The following is a 14,784-nucleotide window of genomic DNA, read 5'->3' on the forward strand; positions in this document are numbered from 1 at the left end:
AACCGAGTCGTCGCTGCGCACTGTGGGTCAGGTCAAACGGGCGATTCGAGCCCGTTGGGTGTCCAGTTCATTGATGGCTATTTTGATGGATTCTGCCCGGGCCTGCTCTTTTGCCACCACCGCGGTCGGCGCGTTGAGGGTGAACTGCGCGTTGTTGAGCTTTTTCTCCACCCGTTCGAGGTCTTGGTTGAGTTTATGAAGCTGCTTGTCCAGCCGTTCAAGCTCCGCCTCGGCGTCGATAATCCCCGCCATCGGCACCAGGATTTTTAGCGTGCCGATCAAGGCCGTGGCGGATTCAGGCGGTTCCTCGCCCGCCGCAAGATAGCGAATGCTCTCAACACGCGCCAGTCGGGACAGATAGCTTTCATAGGCGCTCACGCGAGTCCGGTCGGTGTCCGTCGCATCTTGAAGCACCACCGGGAGCGGCCGACTGGGTGCGATGTCCATTTCACCCCGTATCCGTCGTAGTCCGAGAATGAATGATTGCAACCATTCAATTTCGCCAATGGCTTGTTCGTCTTGCCCGGCGGCGTCGGCCACCGGATACGGTCGCAGGGAAATGGTCTCACCCGTCACGCCGGTCAGCGGCGCCACACGTTGCCATATGTCCTCGGTGATAAATGGCATCACCGGGTGCATCAGTCTCAGCAAAGTTTCCAGAACTTCTAGCAAGGTGCGGCGAGTCGCCCGTTTTTCCGCGGCGCTGGCCGCTGTACTTTGCAGTACGGGCTTGGATAGCTCCAGATACCAGTCGCAGTACTCGTTCCAAGTGAATTCATACAGTGCTTGCGCCGCAAGATCGAATCGGTAGCTGTCAATGTGTTGTCTGACTTCCGCGACTCGCGCATTGAGGCGTGCCTGAATCCAGCGATCCGGCACACTGTATTCCATCTGTCCGCCGCCCAGGCCGGCGTCTTCGCCTTCCACACTCATCAACACGTAGCGAGCGGCATTCCAGAGTTTGTTGCAGAAATTCCGGTATCCCTCGACACGGCCTAGGTCGAATCGGATGTCCCGGCCATGGGTGGCTAGTGCGGCGAAGGTGAAGCGCAGCGCGTCGGTGCCAAATGCGGGGATACCGTCCGGGAACTCTTTGCACGTGGCTTTTTCAATTCGGTGAGCCATCTGTGGCTGCATCAAACCGCGAGTGCGTTTCTGCACCAAGGATTCGAGATCGATGCCATCGATGAGGTCGATGGGGTCTAACACGTTGCCCTTGGATTTGGACATCTTCTGGCCCTGAGCGTCGCGCACCAGGCCATGCATGTAGATTTCTCGAAACGGGATGTCGCCTGCGAATTTCAGCCCCATCATGATCATTCGAGCCACCCAGAAAAAGATGATGTCGAATCCGGTGACCAGAACCGATGTGGGGTAGTAGTTTTTGAGTGCCTCCGTGTTGTCGGGCCAGCCGAGCGTTGAGAACGGCCACAGTGCCGACGAGAACCAAGTGTCCAGGACATCCGGGTCTCGGCTCAGTTGGGCCTCCGGCGACAATCCATGGCGCGTCCGCACATCCTGTTCGTCTCGTCCCACATAGACGTTGCCATGCTCGTCATACCACGCGGGGATTCGGTGACCCCACCAAATTTGGCGTGAAATACACCAATCTTCGATGTTGCGCATCCACTCGAAATAGGTTTTACGCCAGTTGTCGGGAACAAAACGGATGCGGCCGTTTTCAACTGCCTCGATGGCCGGTTGGGCAAGCGCCTCCGTACGGACGAACCATTGATCGGTCAGGTAAGGCTCGATGACTGCGCCGCTGCGGTCTCCTCGTGGGACCATCAAACGGTGATCGTCAATGCGTTCCAAAAGCCCTGCCGACTCAAAGTGTTCGATCACCTTTTTTCTAGCGTCGTAGCGATCCAGTCCCCGGTAGGCGGCTGGGTAAAGCGTGCACACCGATGGCTGCCCGGCCGCCGGATTACCGTCGTCGGTTAGATCGGCCTTCAATCGTGCATCGGGGGTCAAGATGTTGATCAGACCGTGCCAGGGGATTTCCGACAACGCTTCCTGGTGCCGGGTCCACACGGCAAAGTCGTTGAAATCATGGGCCGGGGTGATCTTAACGCAGCCGCTGCCGAATTCCGGGTCGACGTACTCGTCGGCGATGACCGGGATTAATCGTTCGGCGATGGGCAGCCAAACCTGGCGTCCGATCAGGCCCTGGTAACGGGCGTCTTCCGGGTGCACCGCCACGGCGGCATCGCCCAGCATCGTTTCCGGGCGGGTGGTGGCCACCACCAAATAGTGGTCGGTGGGTTGGCCTTTGTCATCGGCCAGCGGATAGCGGAAGTGCCACAAATGGCCTTTTTCTTCTTCCGAGATCACTTCCAAATCCGAGATTGCCGTGTGCAAAACGGGATCCCAATTTACTAACCTCTGCCCACGATAGATCAGATCTTCTTCGTAGAGCCGAACGAAAACCTCCACAACGGCTTTTGACAAGCCATCGTCCATAGTGAAGCGTTCGCGCGACCAATCCGGGGAAGCGCCCAGGCGGCGCAGCTGGCGGGAGATATGCCCGCCGGATTCTTCCTTCCATTGCCATACCCGCTCAATGAAGGCCTCACGTCCCAGATCGTGCCGGTTTTGCCCTTGGGCCGCCAGCTGGCGTTCCACCACCATTTGGGTGGCGATCCCGGCGTGATCGGTGCCCGGCTGCCAGAGCGTATTGTCGCCACACATGCGGTGATAGCGGATGAGAAGATCCATCACGGTGGACTGAAAGGCATGCCCCATATGCAATGTGCCGGTGACATTCGGCGGCGGAATCATGATGCAGTAGGAAGGTCCCCCGGGGCGGGGTGAAAAATATCCCTGCTCTTCCCAGTGTCGATACCAACGTTGCTCGATGGCGTGAGGGTCGTAAGCCTTTTCCATTTGTGTCCGTCGTTAGGTGAGTGGTTTGGCCCGTGGGTGGCCGTGTTACGCGCGCTTCTGCGGCGGTAAATTCAGCGTTTCCAAGGCATATCCCCGATCGCGATAGAAGCGAAATCGCTCTCGACCCGATTGGCGGTCCTGATCGTCGTCGGCAACGAGCTCCACCAACCGTTCGAACTGACCGAAGAACAAAGGTACCTCACGGGTGAGGTTGATCATGACATCGTGGACCCGCGGTTGTGGTCGGCTGTCATGGCCGATAACAACCGGACTGGTTTGATCATCGTGTTCATGGCGCACATGTGGAACAAAACTCCCCTGGCGAAAGGTCCAGAGGAGTTGGTCCACTCGCTCGGCGGCAATGGGCGATTCGGTATGCAGATAAACGCCGTGACCTTGTTGATAGGCTTTCTCTGCGATTCGACATGCCGCAATGAATCGTTCGTCGGTGCTCTGACGCGTGAGCACGTAGAAGCTGATTCGTGTCATCGGATGCGCTCAGGCGTCCACTTGGTTCATCAGATACTCGGTTAGCAACAATACGGGTCTGCCCGTTGCGTTTTTGCGTTTGCCCCCGTGCCAGGCGGTGCCTGCGATATCCAGGTGGGCCCAGTGGTCGTCTTCGACGAAGCGGGACAGGAAGCAGGCCGCTGTGATACTACCGGCGTCACGGCCGCCGACATTGGCCATGTCCGCAAAGGGGCTGTCCAGCTGCTTTTGGTAGGCACTCCAAACGGGCAATTCCCAGGCCCGATCACCGGTGGCTTCACCGGCGTGTAGGAGTGCTTTGGTCAGTGCCGGCGTGTTGCTGAACAGGCCCGTGGCGTGGTGGCCCAAAGCGACCACACAGGCTCCGGTGAGAGTGGCGATGTCGATGATGGTCACCGGTTCATAACGCTGGGCATAGGTGAGCGCATCGCAAAGCAGCAGTCGTCCTTCAGCGTCGGTGTTGAGAATCTCGATGGTTTTACCTGACATGCTGGTGACGATATCGCCGGGCTTGCTGGCCTTGCCGTCGGGTAAGTTTTCGCTGCTCGGTATGATCCCGATGACATTGATCGGCAGTTTGAGCGTCGCGACAGTCAGCAGGGAACCTAGCACGCTGGCGGCGCCGCACATGTCATATTTCATTTCATCCATCGCTGCGGCGGGCTTGATGGAGATGCCGCCGGAATCGAAGGTCACCCCCTTACCTACCAATACATAGGGCCTGGAGCCGTCTTTGGTGCCGGTGTATTCCATCACGATCAGCTTGGCAGGTTGTTCGCTGCCTTTGGCGACCGACAGCAGTGCCCCCATGCCCAGCGCTTCCATGTCGGACTCATCCAGAACTTTGGTCTCGATGGCGGGCAAGTCTTTCGCCAGCTGGAGTCCTTGATCGGCCAGGTAGCTGGGTGTGCAGACGTTACCGGGGAGGTTACCCAAATCTCGCGCCAGGCTTACGCCTTTGGAAATGGCAACACCGACATCGATCGCTTGTTCAGCGGCCGCCAAGTCGCGGCGCGTCTCCAAGCCCATAATTAGGCTGCGCAGCCGTCCTTCCGGTTCGGCCTCTTTCGTTTTGAAACGGTCGAAACGGTAAGATGCCTCTTCGGTATGAATCACCGTTTCTTTGACTTTCCAGTTGACATCACGTCCGCGGACGTTCAGATCGGTCAGGTAGCTGATGGCGTCTCGCGTGCCTGTTCTGTTCAACGCTCTGACCGCAGCACGTGTGGCTTGCCGAAAACGCTCGTCATCGAAGTCCCGCTCTCGACCACAGCCCACTAGCAAGACCCGATCACACAAGGTGTTGGGGACATTGTGCACCAGCAAGGTTTGGCCGGCTTTTCCATCCATGTCGCCTCGACGGAGAATGCCGCCGATATATCCATCACTGACCTGGTCAATCCGCTCCAGCGCTGCACTGGGTTTTCTGCGTTCGAACACGCCCACCACGATACATGGCACGCGTTGCTTTTCCGGGTTGCCGCTTTTTGCTCCGTACTCCATCAGTCCACTCCTGATACGTGAACTCTCACGTGACGACAGCCGCATGGCCGTCGTCACAGTGACCAATTAATTTCATTGGATAATGAGGGTTCGTTTGATTATGGCGATAATTAACCGCTGCAATTTGCAAGAAATCTGCTTCGATTCGGACCGTTTGTTGCGCTATCACTAAATCTCCGGCCCAATCGACACTGGTTTGTCTTTCTCTACGTCGTTATGATCTCGAATCACAATATTCTAGTGAAAACGATTAGTTATTTGAAATTTTCCGCATAACCCTGATTTTACTCCCAGATGCTCGGATTGTTCGAACGCGGCCTAATACGCGAAGTTTTGCAGCTGACCGCCGTCGTGCTCCTGATTTTGCTCCTAATTATGGTGGGCGCACAGTTTGCGGCTTTGTTTGCGCTGGCGTCCGCCGGACAGGTTCCACTGGGTGCCATCGCACCGCTGGCCTCTCTTGATGCGGTCCAGCAGTTGGTGCTGCTCCTTCCGGTTGCCTATTACGTCGCCATCCTGACGTCCGTGGGTCGGATGTACCGGAATCACGAGGCTTACGCTTGGGCCGTCGCAGGCGTCGGGCCAGCCCGGATCTACCGGCCATTGTTCTTGATCGCCATTGTATTGTCGGGACTGACCGGCTATTTGTCATTGGAGCTGGCCCCGTCCGCCGCCGCGGAATCAAAGCAGCTTCGTGCCGAGGCGGAAAGAAATGCCCGTTTCGGGTTGGGGGTGGCCGGACGATTCCAGAGTTTCGAATCGGGTCGAATTGTCCTCTACGCCGGCCAGGTAAGACCGGGTTCGGGAGAGTTGGAGGACGTGTTCATCCATATGGATGAACAGGATCAACCCATCACCATCCGTGCCAAGCGGGGGAAGCTCGAGCCCCAGGACGAGATATCGCAAGTGCTTCGTCTATTCGATGGAACGCGCTATGAGGGCGTTGTGGGTTCCGGTGGTTATCGGGTGATCCATTTTCGCGAACAGGGTTTTCGCTATGAACTTCCGGCTGCGGAACCTTCGCGTCTCCACCGCAAAGCGATATCGACCGAAGAACTGATGTCGGAGCCGCGAAGCCGGGCCGATTGGGCGGAATGGCATTGGCGTCTCGCGGCGCCTAGTGCGGTTTGGGTGTTGGCTTTGCTCGCGGTCCCTCTCGCGCGTGTCTCGCCAAGACAACGAAGCGCGGGTTTGATCCTGGGTATTTTGATCTACGTTTTTTACTCCAATCTGATGGGTTTGGGACGATCGTGGATGGCCCAAAAACTGATTTTGCCGATTTTCGGTCTTTGGTGGGTTCATTTGTTGTTTGTCTTGCTCGCCTTGGTGTTATTGGCCCGGCAGGATGGCTGGCGCTGGGTTTTCGCCGCGGGCTGGCGTCGGGGACAGCGCAGACAATGAGCCGTCTCGACCGCTACATCATGTGGGCTGTGCTGGCAGGTTCTATCCAAGTGGCGGGTGCGTTGCTGGCCTTGTTGTCCGTTGCCAATGTGCTTTCGCAATTGGAAGTGCTGGACGACACGCAATTTTCCCTGATGGAGCTATTTGCATACGTTCTGCTGCGTTTACCGCATCTGGCCTATGAGGCGTTTCCGGTCGCTGTGTTGGTGGGCACTTTGTTGGGGGTTGGTGCCCTCTCGAGCAGCGGTGAACTGGTGGCCATGCGTGCAGCGGGTGTTTCGGTGTTGCGGATGGCCCGATCGGGCGCCATCGCGGGTTTGGTGTTGGGGCTCGGTTTGTTTGTGGTCGGTGAGTGGATCGCCCCGGCCACCGAAAACACCGCCCAGGAATTGCGTGCGCTTTCTTCCGGTGTTCATCCCGGCACTCGTCTGAAAGATACGATCTGGATTCGAACGGGCGATCGGTTTGTCGGTATCGAGCGCGTGTTGTCAGAAACGTTGGTGCAAGGCGTAAAGATTTATGAATTCGATAAATCCCGGCAGCTTACGCGGGTTATTTCGGCGAATAGAGCTCGTATCGAAGGTGATGGATGGCGATTGTGGGACGTAACCGGAACCCGGTTTACACCGGGGAAATTGGAAGATTTTACGGCTCAGTCCGAGTGGTTGCCGGTGCCGATCCAGTCGCGGATTTTGCGTGTTTTCCTGGTTAAGCCCGAGTCACTCTCGTCCATAGGGTTATATCGCTACATTTCATATTTGGAAAGCAACGATTTGGAAAGCGGCGCCTACGCGGCATTGCTTTGGCAGAAGTTGACTTCCCCGATCACCGTGATTGTGCTGGTTTTGATGGCGTTCCCATTTGTATTCTCCCGGCTTCGTGAAGGGGGCGTCGCCCAACGTATCGTCACCGGGATTTTCGTAGGTGTGGCCTATTATCTTTTTAACGGCGCCGTGGTCAGTGGGGGGCAGGCTTTCGGCCTGCATCCAGCTGTGGCGACGTTGATGCCCAGCATGGTATTGGCGGTAGTGGCCTTGTTGGCCACTGCGCGTGTGCGCTGATCCCGCTCCGGGTGTTCTCTCGGCACGAGTAAATTATCAGCGGACAAATCGTTTTCCGACCGATGGGCTTATCCCCAAGACTTGGGTCGTTTTACCAGTACCGTTCCCGACAAACGGTCGTGCCATGTCATGTTGTCGCGGTCGACCCATTGCCAAAGAAATCCCAGACCGAAACTTGCCCAGGACAGCAAGGCGGCGGCGAAGCGGATGATGGCCCGTTTCCAGGTCACCGGTTGTCCGTCGTTGCTCAGCAACTGAATACGCCAGGCGCGCATCCCCAAGGTTTGGCCTCCATGAGTCCAGAAGCCACCGAAAAACAGCCCGGCAATCGCCAGCAGATAAAATATATAGAGCCCGTCGCCAGCGGGCACGGCTTGGCCACCCCGCACAATGACGATCGGGATGGTGCCAATCATCCAAAGTGCGAGTAGTAGCAGACTGTCGTAGAAGGCGGCCGCCACGCGTCGCAGCAGTCCGGATTTCTGCAAGGTGTTTTGATCGATCTGTTGCGATGGTTCCATAGCGGTAATGGCGATGCGGTTTAAGGCGGCCGATTATAACAGCCTACGTCGGCGCGATGGGCTGGGTTATCGACCGGTAGGAATGGGTGAGCCTCGTCGACCTGCAACCATTGGATTGGCCTGTGCCATCGGTGAGCAGGACTTGAATGTCAACGGTTAAGCTGCAAATATGCCGTGCTTATATCAGTGCGTCGTGGAGCTTTTTCCGACAGGCGTAGATAACAAGTTCGTGCAGTTGCCCGGTGTCAAACGTCAACCAACCTAGAATCATCCCTCGCCAAGACCATCCCGTTTCCCGTTCGAGGATTTCCGAGCAGGCCTTGAAGGTCTTGTACCGACTCAAGAAAGAGAGTTTTGAAGCCTACCTGGTAGGCGGTGGCGTGCGCGATATGTTGCTCGGGGCACAACCCAAAGATTTCGATGTGGCCACCGATGCGTTGCCTGACGAGGTCCGGGGGATCTTTTCCAACTGTCGGTTGATCGGCCGGCGTTTTCGTTTGGCCCACATTCATTTCGGCCGCGAAATTATCGAGGTCGCAACCTTTCGAGGCAGCCATGACACCCAGGAGGGGGACGTGGACGCCCAGCTCGACGAGACCGGCCGTATCCTGCGCGATAACGTTTATGGTTCGATCGAAGAAGACGTTCTTCGGCGCGATTTCACAGTCAATGCCCTGTATTACAACATTCGCGACTTCGCCATCTACGACTATGTCGGCGGTATGGGGGATCTCGAACGCAAGGTGTTGCGCTTGATCGGTGATCCGCATACCCGTTATCGGGAAGATCCCGTTCGCATGTTGCGGGCTGTGCGGTTCGCGGCCAAGCTCGATTTCACTATCGACGAGCATACCGAGCAAGGAATTTTCGACTTAGCGGCTTCTTTACGCGATATTTCCTCCGCCCGTCTGTTCGACGAGTGTCTGAAGCTATTGATGTCGGGCCAGGCTGTGGCTACTTTCCGCTTACTCAGGCACTACGGGTTGTTTGCTCATCTCTTTCCGGGCACCGAAGCCGTCCTGCAATCGGAGGGCCCCGATGGGCCGACGATGACACTGCTCAACCGAGCTTTTCAGAACACTGACGAGCGCATCGCCCAGGGTAAACCCGTGACACCCGCTTTTTTGTTCGCCGCGTTGCTGTGGGGGCCTGTCCGGGATGCGGCAACGGCTGGGGTGGAACAAGGATTGCCCGTTGCGGTTGCCCTCCAACAGGCCGCGGCGTCCGTGGTGGATGCGCAGCTCAAACACGTCAGTTTACCCAAACGTTTTCGCGCGCCCATGTTTGAAATCTGGCATTTGCAGTCGCGATTTGAGCGCCGTCATGGCAAGCGGGTGTGGCAGTTGATGGCGAAACCCCGTTTCCGCGCGTCCTATGATTTTCTGTTGTTACGCGCAGAGGCTGGCGAAGTGGAAGGCGAACTCGCGGAGTGGTGGACGCGTTTTCAAGACGCCGATCGCGACGAACAGGATCGGATGTTGGCGGCGAGCAATGGCGGTTCCAAGCCGCGCAAGCGTCGGCGTCGCCGGCGTCCTGCCCGGTCGGTTTCGCCCGCGGCGGACGAATGATCGCACCGTCAGCGAAACGCGCGCGCGCCGCGCAGGCGTTTATCGGTCTGGGCAGCAACCTGGATGATCCTCTCAAGCAAGTCCGGCAAGCGGTGGTTGAACTGAATGCGTTACCAGATTGTTGTGTGGTGGCGCGCTCCCGCTTTTACCGCACCGAGCCGGTTGGTCCGCCCGGGCAACCGGATTATGCCAACGCGGTGGTGCAGCTCGAGACCGAACAGTCGCCGGGCGCCTTGCTCACGGCGTTGCAGCAGCTTGAATACGCGCGCGGTCGCGAGCGGGGCGGGGAGCGATGGGGACCACGCCCCTTGGATATGGATATACTGCTTTACGGTCCAGAGGTCATCGCGACAGCACGTTTGACCGTTCCCCATCCCCGCATTTCGGAACGGGCTTTCGTGCTGGTGCCGCTTGCTGAACTGGCGCCGGATTTGGTGATTCCGGGGCACGGCACGGTGCGCGGGATACGGAATCGCGTGGGGGATTGGGGCGTTCGAGTTTGGACGGATTGAATCGGTGAGAGAAGAAATACAGCACCGCTATATTGCGATTGAAGGGCCGATCGGGGTGGGTAAAACCACGTTGGCGCGCAGATTGGCGGACACGCTACAGGCCGAACTCCTGCTGGAGAATGCTGAGGAAAACCCGTTCTTGAAACGGTTTTATCAGGACGCTAAGGCCGGTGCGCTCTCGGCGCAACTGTTCTTTTTGATGCAGCGCGCACAGCAGGTCGCCGATCTTCGGCAGCAGGACATGTTCGCATCCTATCGGGTGGCGGATTTTATGCTGGAGAAAGACGCCTTGTTTGCCGAGGTGACGCTGGATCCGGACGAATTCGCGTTATACCGACGGGTATACGAGCTTCTCGCGCCCGAAGCGATGCAGCCGGATCTGGTGGTGTATCTTCAGGCGCCGGTGGAGGTGCTGCTCCGGCGGGTGATGAAACGCGGGATTGGATATGAGCGAACGATCACCCGCGACTACCTCGCGCGCCTTAACGACGCTTATACCCGGCTGTTCCATCAGTACACCGCTTCGCCCTTGTTGATCGTCAATGCCGCCGAGATCAATTTAGTTGATGGCGATGAGGAATATCGATTGTTGATGGAACAGATTGCCGGGATTCGATCGGGCCGTCACTATTTCAATCCGGGGCCGGCGTTGCTTTGAGCCGGCAACGGTTATCTTCGACAGGAATCTGCCATGTACAAAGATACGCAGACCGGGGCGACCGCCGCACCCTTGTCCATCAGTCGGCTAAAGAAAATGAAGCGCGATGGCGAGAAAATCGCGTGCCTGACCGCTTATGATGCCAGTTTCGCCGTGCAGGCAGACCAAGCCGGTGTCGATCTGGTGCTGGTGGGTGATTCCTTGGGTATGGTGATCCAGGGACATGAAACCACCGTTCCGGTCACGGTAGATGACATCGTTTATCACACCAAAATGGTGGCACGGGGCTTGTCGCGTGCGTTTTTAGTCGCGGACATGCCGTTCGCCAGCTACGGCAGTGTTGAAGCGGCTTATTCAAACGCGGCGCGGCTTATGCAGGAAGGTGGTGCCCGGATGGTTAAGCTGGAGGGTGGGCCGGTCCAGATCGGACTGGCCGAGTACCTCGCCGGACGTGGCATCCCAGTCTGCGCCCATTTGGGGTTGCAGCCTCAGTTTGTCCACAAGCTCGGGGGGTATAAGGTCCAAGGCCGGGAAGCCAGCGCGGCAGAGGCCATGCGGGACGATGCCAAGCGACTCGTGGAAGCGGGTGCCGATCTGTTGTTGCTTGAGTGCGTGCCCAGCGTGCTGGCCAAGCAAATTGCTACGGAGGTGTCGGTGCCGGTAATCGGTATCGGCGCCGGGCCCGACGCGGATGGCCAGATTTTGGTCATTTACGATATTTTGGCCATCAGTGCCGGTAAACGACCCAAATTCTCCAAAGATTTTCTCCAAAGCAGCGGATCCATTCCGGCCGCTTTGCAGGCCTACGTCCGGGCGGTGAAAGAACGCCAGTTTCCGGAGCCGATACACGAATTCGTTTAGATGTCATGACCATGCGCGTGATTGAAGATCTGAAACCATTGCGGGATATGGTTTATGGCTGGCATTGCGGTGGCTCGCGAGTCGCCTTGGTGCCGACGATGGGCAACTTGCATCCTGGACATCTGAGCTTAGTTGAGCGGGCAAAGCGCGAGGCCGATCGGGTTGTGGTCAGTATTTTCGTCAATCCCACCCAATTCGGCGAGAATGAAGACTTCGGTGCTTACCCCCGAACGCCATCGGAAGACGAACGGCAGCTGCGGGAGGCGGGTGCTGATGTGCTGTTTCGGCCTTCCGCCCAGCTCATGTATCCCGAGGGATTACCGCCTGCCTGCTGGATCGTCGTACCGGAGATTTCGGACGTGCTATGCGGTGCCAGCCGGCCGGGGCATTTTCGCGGCGTGGCGACGGTGGTGGCCAAGTTGCTCAACATGGTCTCGCCGGATGTGGCGGTCTTCGGAGAGAAAGATTTTCAGCAACTGGTAATTATTCAGCGCGTGGTTCGCGAGTTGCGGATACCGACCGATGTGGTAGGTGTTGGCATCCAGCGAGAGGCGAATGGGCTGGCCATGAGCTCTCGTAATCAGTATCTGACACCCTTGGAGCGCCAGACAGCCGGCGAGATCTACACAGTGTTGAATTGGATAAAGGAACGTGTCGAGGCAGGAGATCACGATTTCGGGGCGTTGGAACAAGCCGCGGCAGACCGTTTGGCTGAAAAAAACTTCCGTGTGGACTATGTCGCCATTCGCTGCGCGAAGAATTTACGAACGCTGCAGGCCGGCGATTCTGAGGGCGTTGCGCTGGTCGCCGCGCGTTTGGGAAAGGCCCGTTTAATTGACAACGTACGGGTTACGCTGAAATGATATTGTCCTAGCTCATCCCAAAGCAGGGTGAGTTGGGCCGGCTGCCCCGAAGTCGGTGAGGGGTTGCTCATCACGTTTTGACTACCGACCGTTGCCCGACTTGCGGTGCGGTTTGATTTCCGCGAGAATTTGCGGCCCCCTTAATATAAAGCGGGAGAAGGGACCCACAATCGGGTTGGTGGTAGAATTAGCGCCTGAGAAAGTCATGAGCCCGGGCGCGTACGAATCAACCGAGATCTGCCAAGATGCATGTAACTTTGTTAAAAGCCAAGCTGCACCGCGCGTGTGTAACCCATGCCGAGTTGGAGTATGAAGGCTCCTGCGCCATTGATGGAAGTCTGCTGGACGCGGCCGGTATTCTTGAATACGAGCAGATCCAGATTTATAACGTCACCAACGGTGAACGATTCACCACCTATGCGATTCGGGCCGAAGACGGCTCGCAAATCATTTCTGTGAACGGTGCGGCGGCGCATAAGGCCAACGTGGGGGACCGCGTGATCATTTGCGCCTACACCGGTTTGGACGCGAGTGAGGCATCCCGGCACAAACCGAAGCTGGTTTACTTGAACGAGCGTAACGACGTCACGCACACGCGTAATACCATTCCGGTCCAGCTTGCCACCGGTTGATCTGATTTTAATGACTGATTGTCAACGAACCCCCGGCACTGTGTACCAGCGCCGGGGGTTTTGTTTTTGGGCGTCGCTTCAAGGGGTTTGAGCTCTTCGAGTCGTTTGTTTCGGCGCAATCCAAGGCTCGTTAACGGCCATCAAGGAGTAATCAGTGTTGCAGTTAACCCAGCTTGCCGCCTGGCAATCCCTTGAACAGCATTGTCACACGCTACGCGAACAGCCTTTGAGGACGCTGTTCGATGATGACCCCTCGCGCTTCGACCGGTTTTCGATTCGTCTGGATAGATTGTTCGTCGACTATTCCAAAAACCGTATCACCCAGCAGACGTTTGATCTCTTAGTCGAGCTGGCCCGTCAGGCCGGAGTTCCCGAATGGATCGAGCGCATGTTTTCCGGCGATGCCATCAACGAAACGGAGCGTCGTCCCGCTTTGCACATCGCATTGCGACAAGAGGGGGCTGATGCCATTGTCGTCAATGGCGAAGATGTCGGCATCGCCGTTCGCGAGACGCGTGCAAAAATCCGTACCTTCGTCGAGTCTGTTCACAGCGGTCGCTGGCGTGGACATGCCGGTGAGCCGATTACGGATGTCGTCAATATCGGAATCGGCGGGTCGGATTTGGGGCCTGAAATGGTTTGTCTGGCCCTGCACGATTACGCAGTCGATGGAATTAAGGTCCACTTCGTTTCCAACGTCGACGGCGCGCAAATTGCTCAGGTCTTTGAAAACATCAACCCCCGCACCACGCTGTTTATCGTCAACTCCAAGAGCTTTACGACCTTGGAGACGCGCACCAACGCCGAGACCGCCCGTGCGTGGATGTTGGCGCAAGGTGTCGCCGAGGCCGATCTGGCCAAGCACTTCGTGGCGGTGTCCACTAACATCGAGGCCGCTGAAGCCTTTGGGATCGAGCCAGAGAACTGTTTTCCAATCTGGGATTGGGTGGGGGGGCGGTACTCTCTGTGGTCTGCCACCGGCCTGGCTATCGCTTTGTATGTGGGCATGGATCATTTCGAGCAACTGCTCTCCGGCGCAGCAGCGATGGATGGTCATTTTCGCTCCGCGCCGTTGGCGTCCAATATCCCGGTGATCATGGCTTTGCTGGGCATTTGGTATATCGACTTCTTCGGGGCCGAGAGTCAGGCAATACTTCCCTACGACTATCGACTACGCCGCCTGCCGGCTTATTTGCAGCAGGCCGATATGGAGAGCAACGGCAAACGGGTACGGCGTGATGGCGTAGCGGTCGACTACGTGACCGGTCCGATTGTTTGGGGTGAAGTCGGGACCAACGGTCAGCATGCATTTTTCCAACTGCTTCACCAAGGTTGTCACTTGGTTCCCGCCGATTTCATCGGCTGCGTTCGGCCACAACATGGCTACGCCGTTCATCACCGAGCGCTGCTCGGCAATCTCTTGGCCCAAACTGAAGCTTTGATGCGCGGGCAGACAACGGATGAAGCGCGCGAGCGCCTAGCGAAGCGGGGTTGCCCGCCTGAGGATATCGAGCGTTTGGCGTCTCACAATACTTTCCCCGGTAATCAGCCGACCAATACGATTTTGCTTGACGAACTCGACCCCCACACGCTGGGCATGTTGATCGCGCTTTATGAGCACAAGATTTTCGTTCAAGGGGTCATCTGGGGTATCAATTCGTTCGATCAGTGGGGCGTGGAGTTGGGCAAGGTGATGGCGAATGTGATCATTGATGAACTGGCTGGGGGCTCGACGCCATCCGATCACGATGCCTCGACCAGCGGGCTACTTTCGCATTGCAAGGAACGGCTCGATTCCTGATGGCGTCAGCTGCGATTGGGCGGATCGG

General features: G+C 57.3%; 13 protein-coding genes. 9 read left to right on the forward strand and 4 right to left on the reverse strand.

What is annotated here, in order from left to right:
* Positions 1 to 27: 27 nt before the first annotated feature.
* From SVU69_06710 to SVU69_06720, 3 genes are read right to left on the reverse strand one after another with little or no spacing between them, the layout of a single operon-like run.
* Positions 28 to 2,886, reverse strand: coding sequence for a valine--tRNA ligase (locus SVU69_06710; protein ID MDY6942692.1), 2,859 nt, complete (start codon positions 2,884 to 2,886; stop codon positions 28 to 30).
* Between the two features lie 45 nt (positions 2,887 to 2,931).
* Positions 2,932 to 3,375: a DNA polymerase III subunit chi gene (locus SVU69_06715; GenBank protein MDY6942693.1), complete on the reverse strand. Its 444-nt coding sequence runs from the start codon at positions 3,373 to 3,375 to the stop codon at positions 2,932 to 2,934.
* Between the two features lie 9 nt (positions 3,376 to 3,384).
* Complete coding sequence (locus SVU69_06720) at positions 3,385 to 4,878, reverse strand: leucyl aminopeptidase (GenBank protein ID MDY6942694.1); 1,494 nt, start codon at positions 4,876 to 4,878, stop codon at positions 3,385 to 3,387.
* A gap of 294 nt (positions 4,879 to 5,172) precedes the next feature.
* Between SVU69_06720 and lptF the strand changes: the two genes are divergently transcribed.
* Both lptF and lptG read left to right on the forward strand, forming a co-directional pair.
* The gene (gene lptF / locus SVU69_06725; protein ID MDY6942695.1) at positions 5,173 to 6,279 is read left to right on the forward strand and encodes an LPS export ABC transporter permease LptF; all 1,107 of its coding nucleotides are present in this window, start codon (positions 5,173 to 5,175) and stop codon (positions 6,277 to 6,279) included.
* Positions 6,276 to 7,340, forward strand: coding sequence for an LPS export ABC transporter permease LptG (gene lptG / locus SVU69_06730; protein ID MDY6942696.1), 1,065 nt, complete (start codon positions 6,276 to 6,278; stop codon positions 7,338 to 7,340). The genes lptF and lptG overlap by 4 nt, the downstream gene beginning before the upstream one ends.
* Before the next feature lie 68 nt (positions 7,341 to 7,408).
* On the opposite strand, the gene SVU69_06735 is transcribed toward lptG, so the two are convergent.
* Positions 7,409 to 7,861, reverse strand: a complete 453-nt coding sequence (locus tag SVU69_06735; protein MDY6942697.1) for an RDD family protein — start codon at positions 7,859 to 7,861, stop codon at positions 7,409 to 7,411.
* 242 nt (positions 7,862 to 8,103) lie between these two features.
* Between SVU69_06735 and pcnB the strand changes: the two genes are divergently transcribed.
* From pcnB to pgi, 7 genes are all read left to right on the forward strand, one after another.
* Positions 8,104 to 9,429, forward strand: a complete 1,326-nt coding sequence (gene pcnB / locus SVU69_06740) for a polynucleotide adenylyltransferase PcnB (GenBank protein MDY6942698.1) — start codon at positions 8,104 to 8,106, stop codon at positions 9,427 to 9,429.
* Positions 9,426 to 9,941 (forward strand): 2-amino-4-hydroxy-6-hydroxymethyldihydropteridine diphosphokinase, encoded by a 516-nt coding sequence (gene folK, locus SVU69_06745; GenBank protein MDY6942699.1) that lies wholly within the window; start codon positions 9,426 to 9,428, stop codon positions 9,939 to 9,941. Before pcnB ends, folK begins: the two co-directional genes overlap by 4 nt.
* A gap of 4 nt (positions 9,942 to 9,945) precedes the next feature.
* Positions 9,946 to 10,599, forward strand: coding sequence for a deoxynucleoside kinase (locus SVU69_06750; GenBank protein MDY6942700.1), 654 nt, complete (start codon positions 9,946 to 9,948; stop codon positions 10,597 to 10,599).
* 33 nt (positions 10,600 to 10,632) lie between these two features.
* On the forward strand, positions 10,633 to 11,460 hold the full coding sequence (gene panB / locus SVU69_06755; GenBank protein MDY6942701.1) for a 3-methyl-2-oxobutanoate hydroxymethyltransferase: 828 nt from the start codon (positions 10,633 to 10,635) through the stop codon (positions 11,458 to 11,460).
* A gap of 11 nt (positions 11,461 to 11,471) precedes the next feature.
* Positions 11,472 to 12,323, forward strand: coding sequence for a pantoate--beta-alanine ligase (gene panC, locus SVU69_06760; GenBank protein ID MDY6942702.1), 852 nt, complete (start codon positions 11,472 to 11,474; stop codon positions 12,321 to 12,323).
* Between the two features lie 245 nt (positions 12,324 to 12,568).
* Positions 12,569 to 12,955, forward strand: a complete 387-nt coding sequence (gene panD / locus SVU69_06765; GenBank protein ID MDY6942703.1) for an aspartate 1-decarboxylase — start codon at positions 12,569 to 12,571, stop codon at positions 12,953 to 12,955.
* Positions 12,956 to 13,109: 154 nt separating this feature from the next.
* Complete coding sequence (gene pgi, locus SVU69_06770; GenBank protein ID MDY6942704.1) at positions 13,110 to 14,756, forward strand: glucose-6-phosphate isomerase; 1,647 nt, start codon at positions 13,110 to 13,112, stop codon at positions 14,754 to 14,756.
* Positions 14,757 to 14,784 lie beyond the last annotated feature (28 nt).

The organism is Pseudomonadota bacterium, assembly GCA_034189865.1.
Taxonomy (GTDB): domain Bacteria; phylum Pseudomonadota; class Gammaproteobacteria; order UBA5335; family UBA5335; genus JAXHTV01.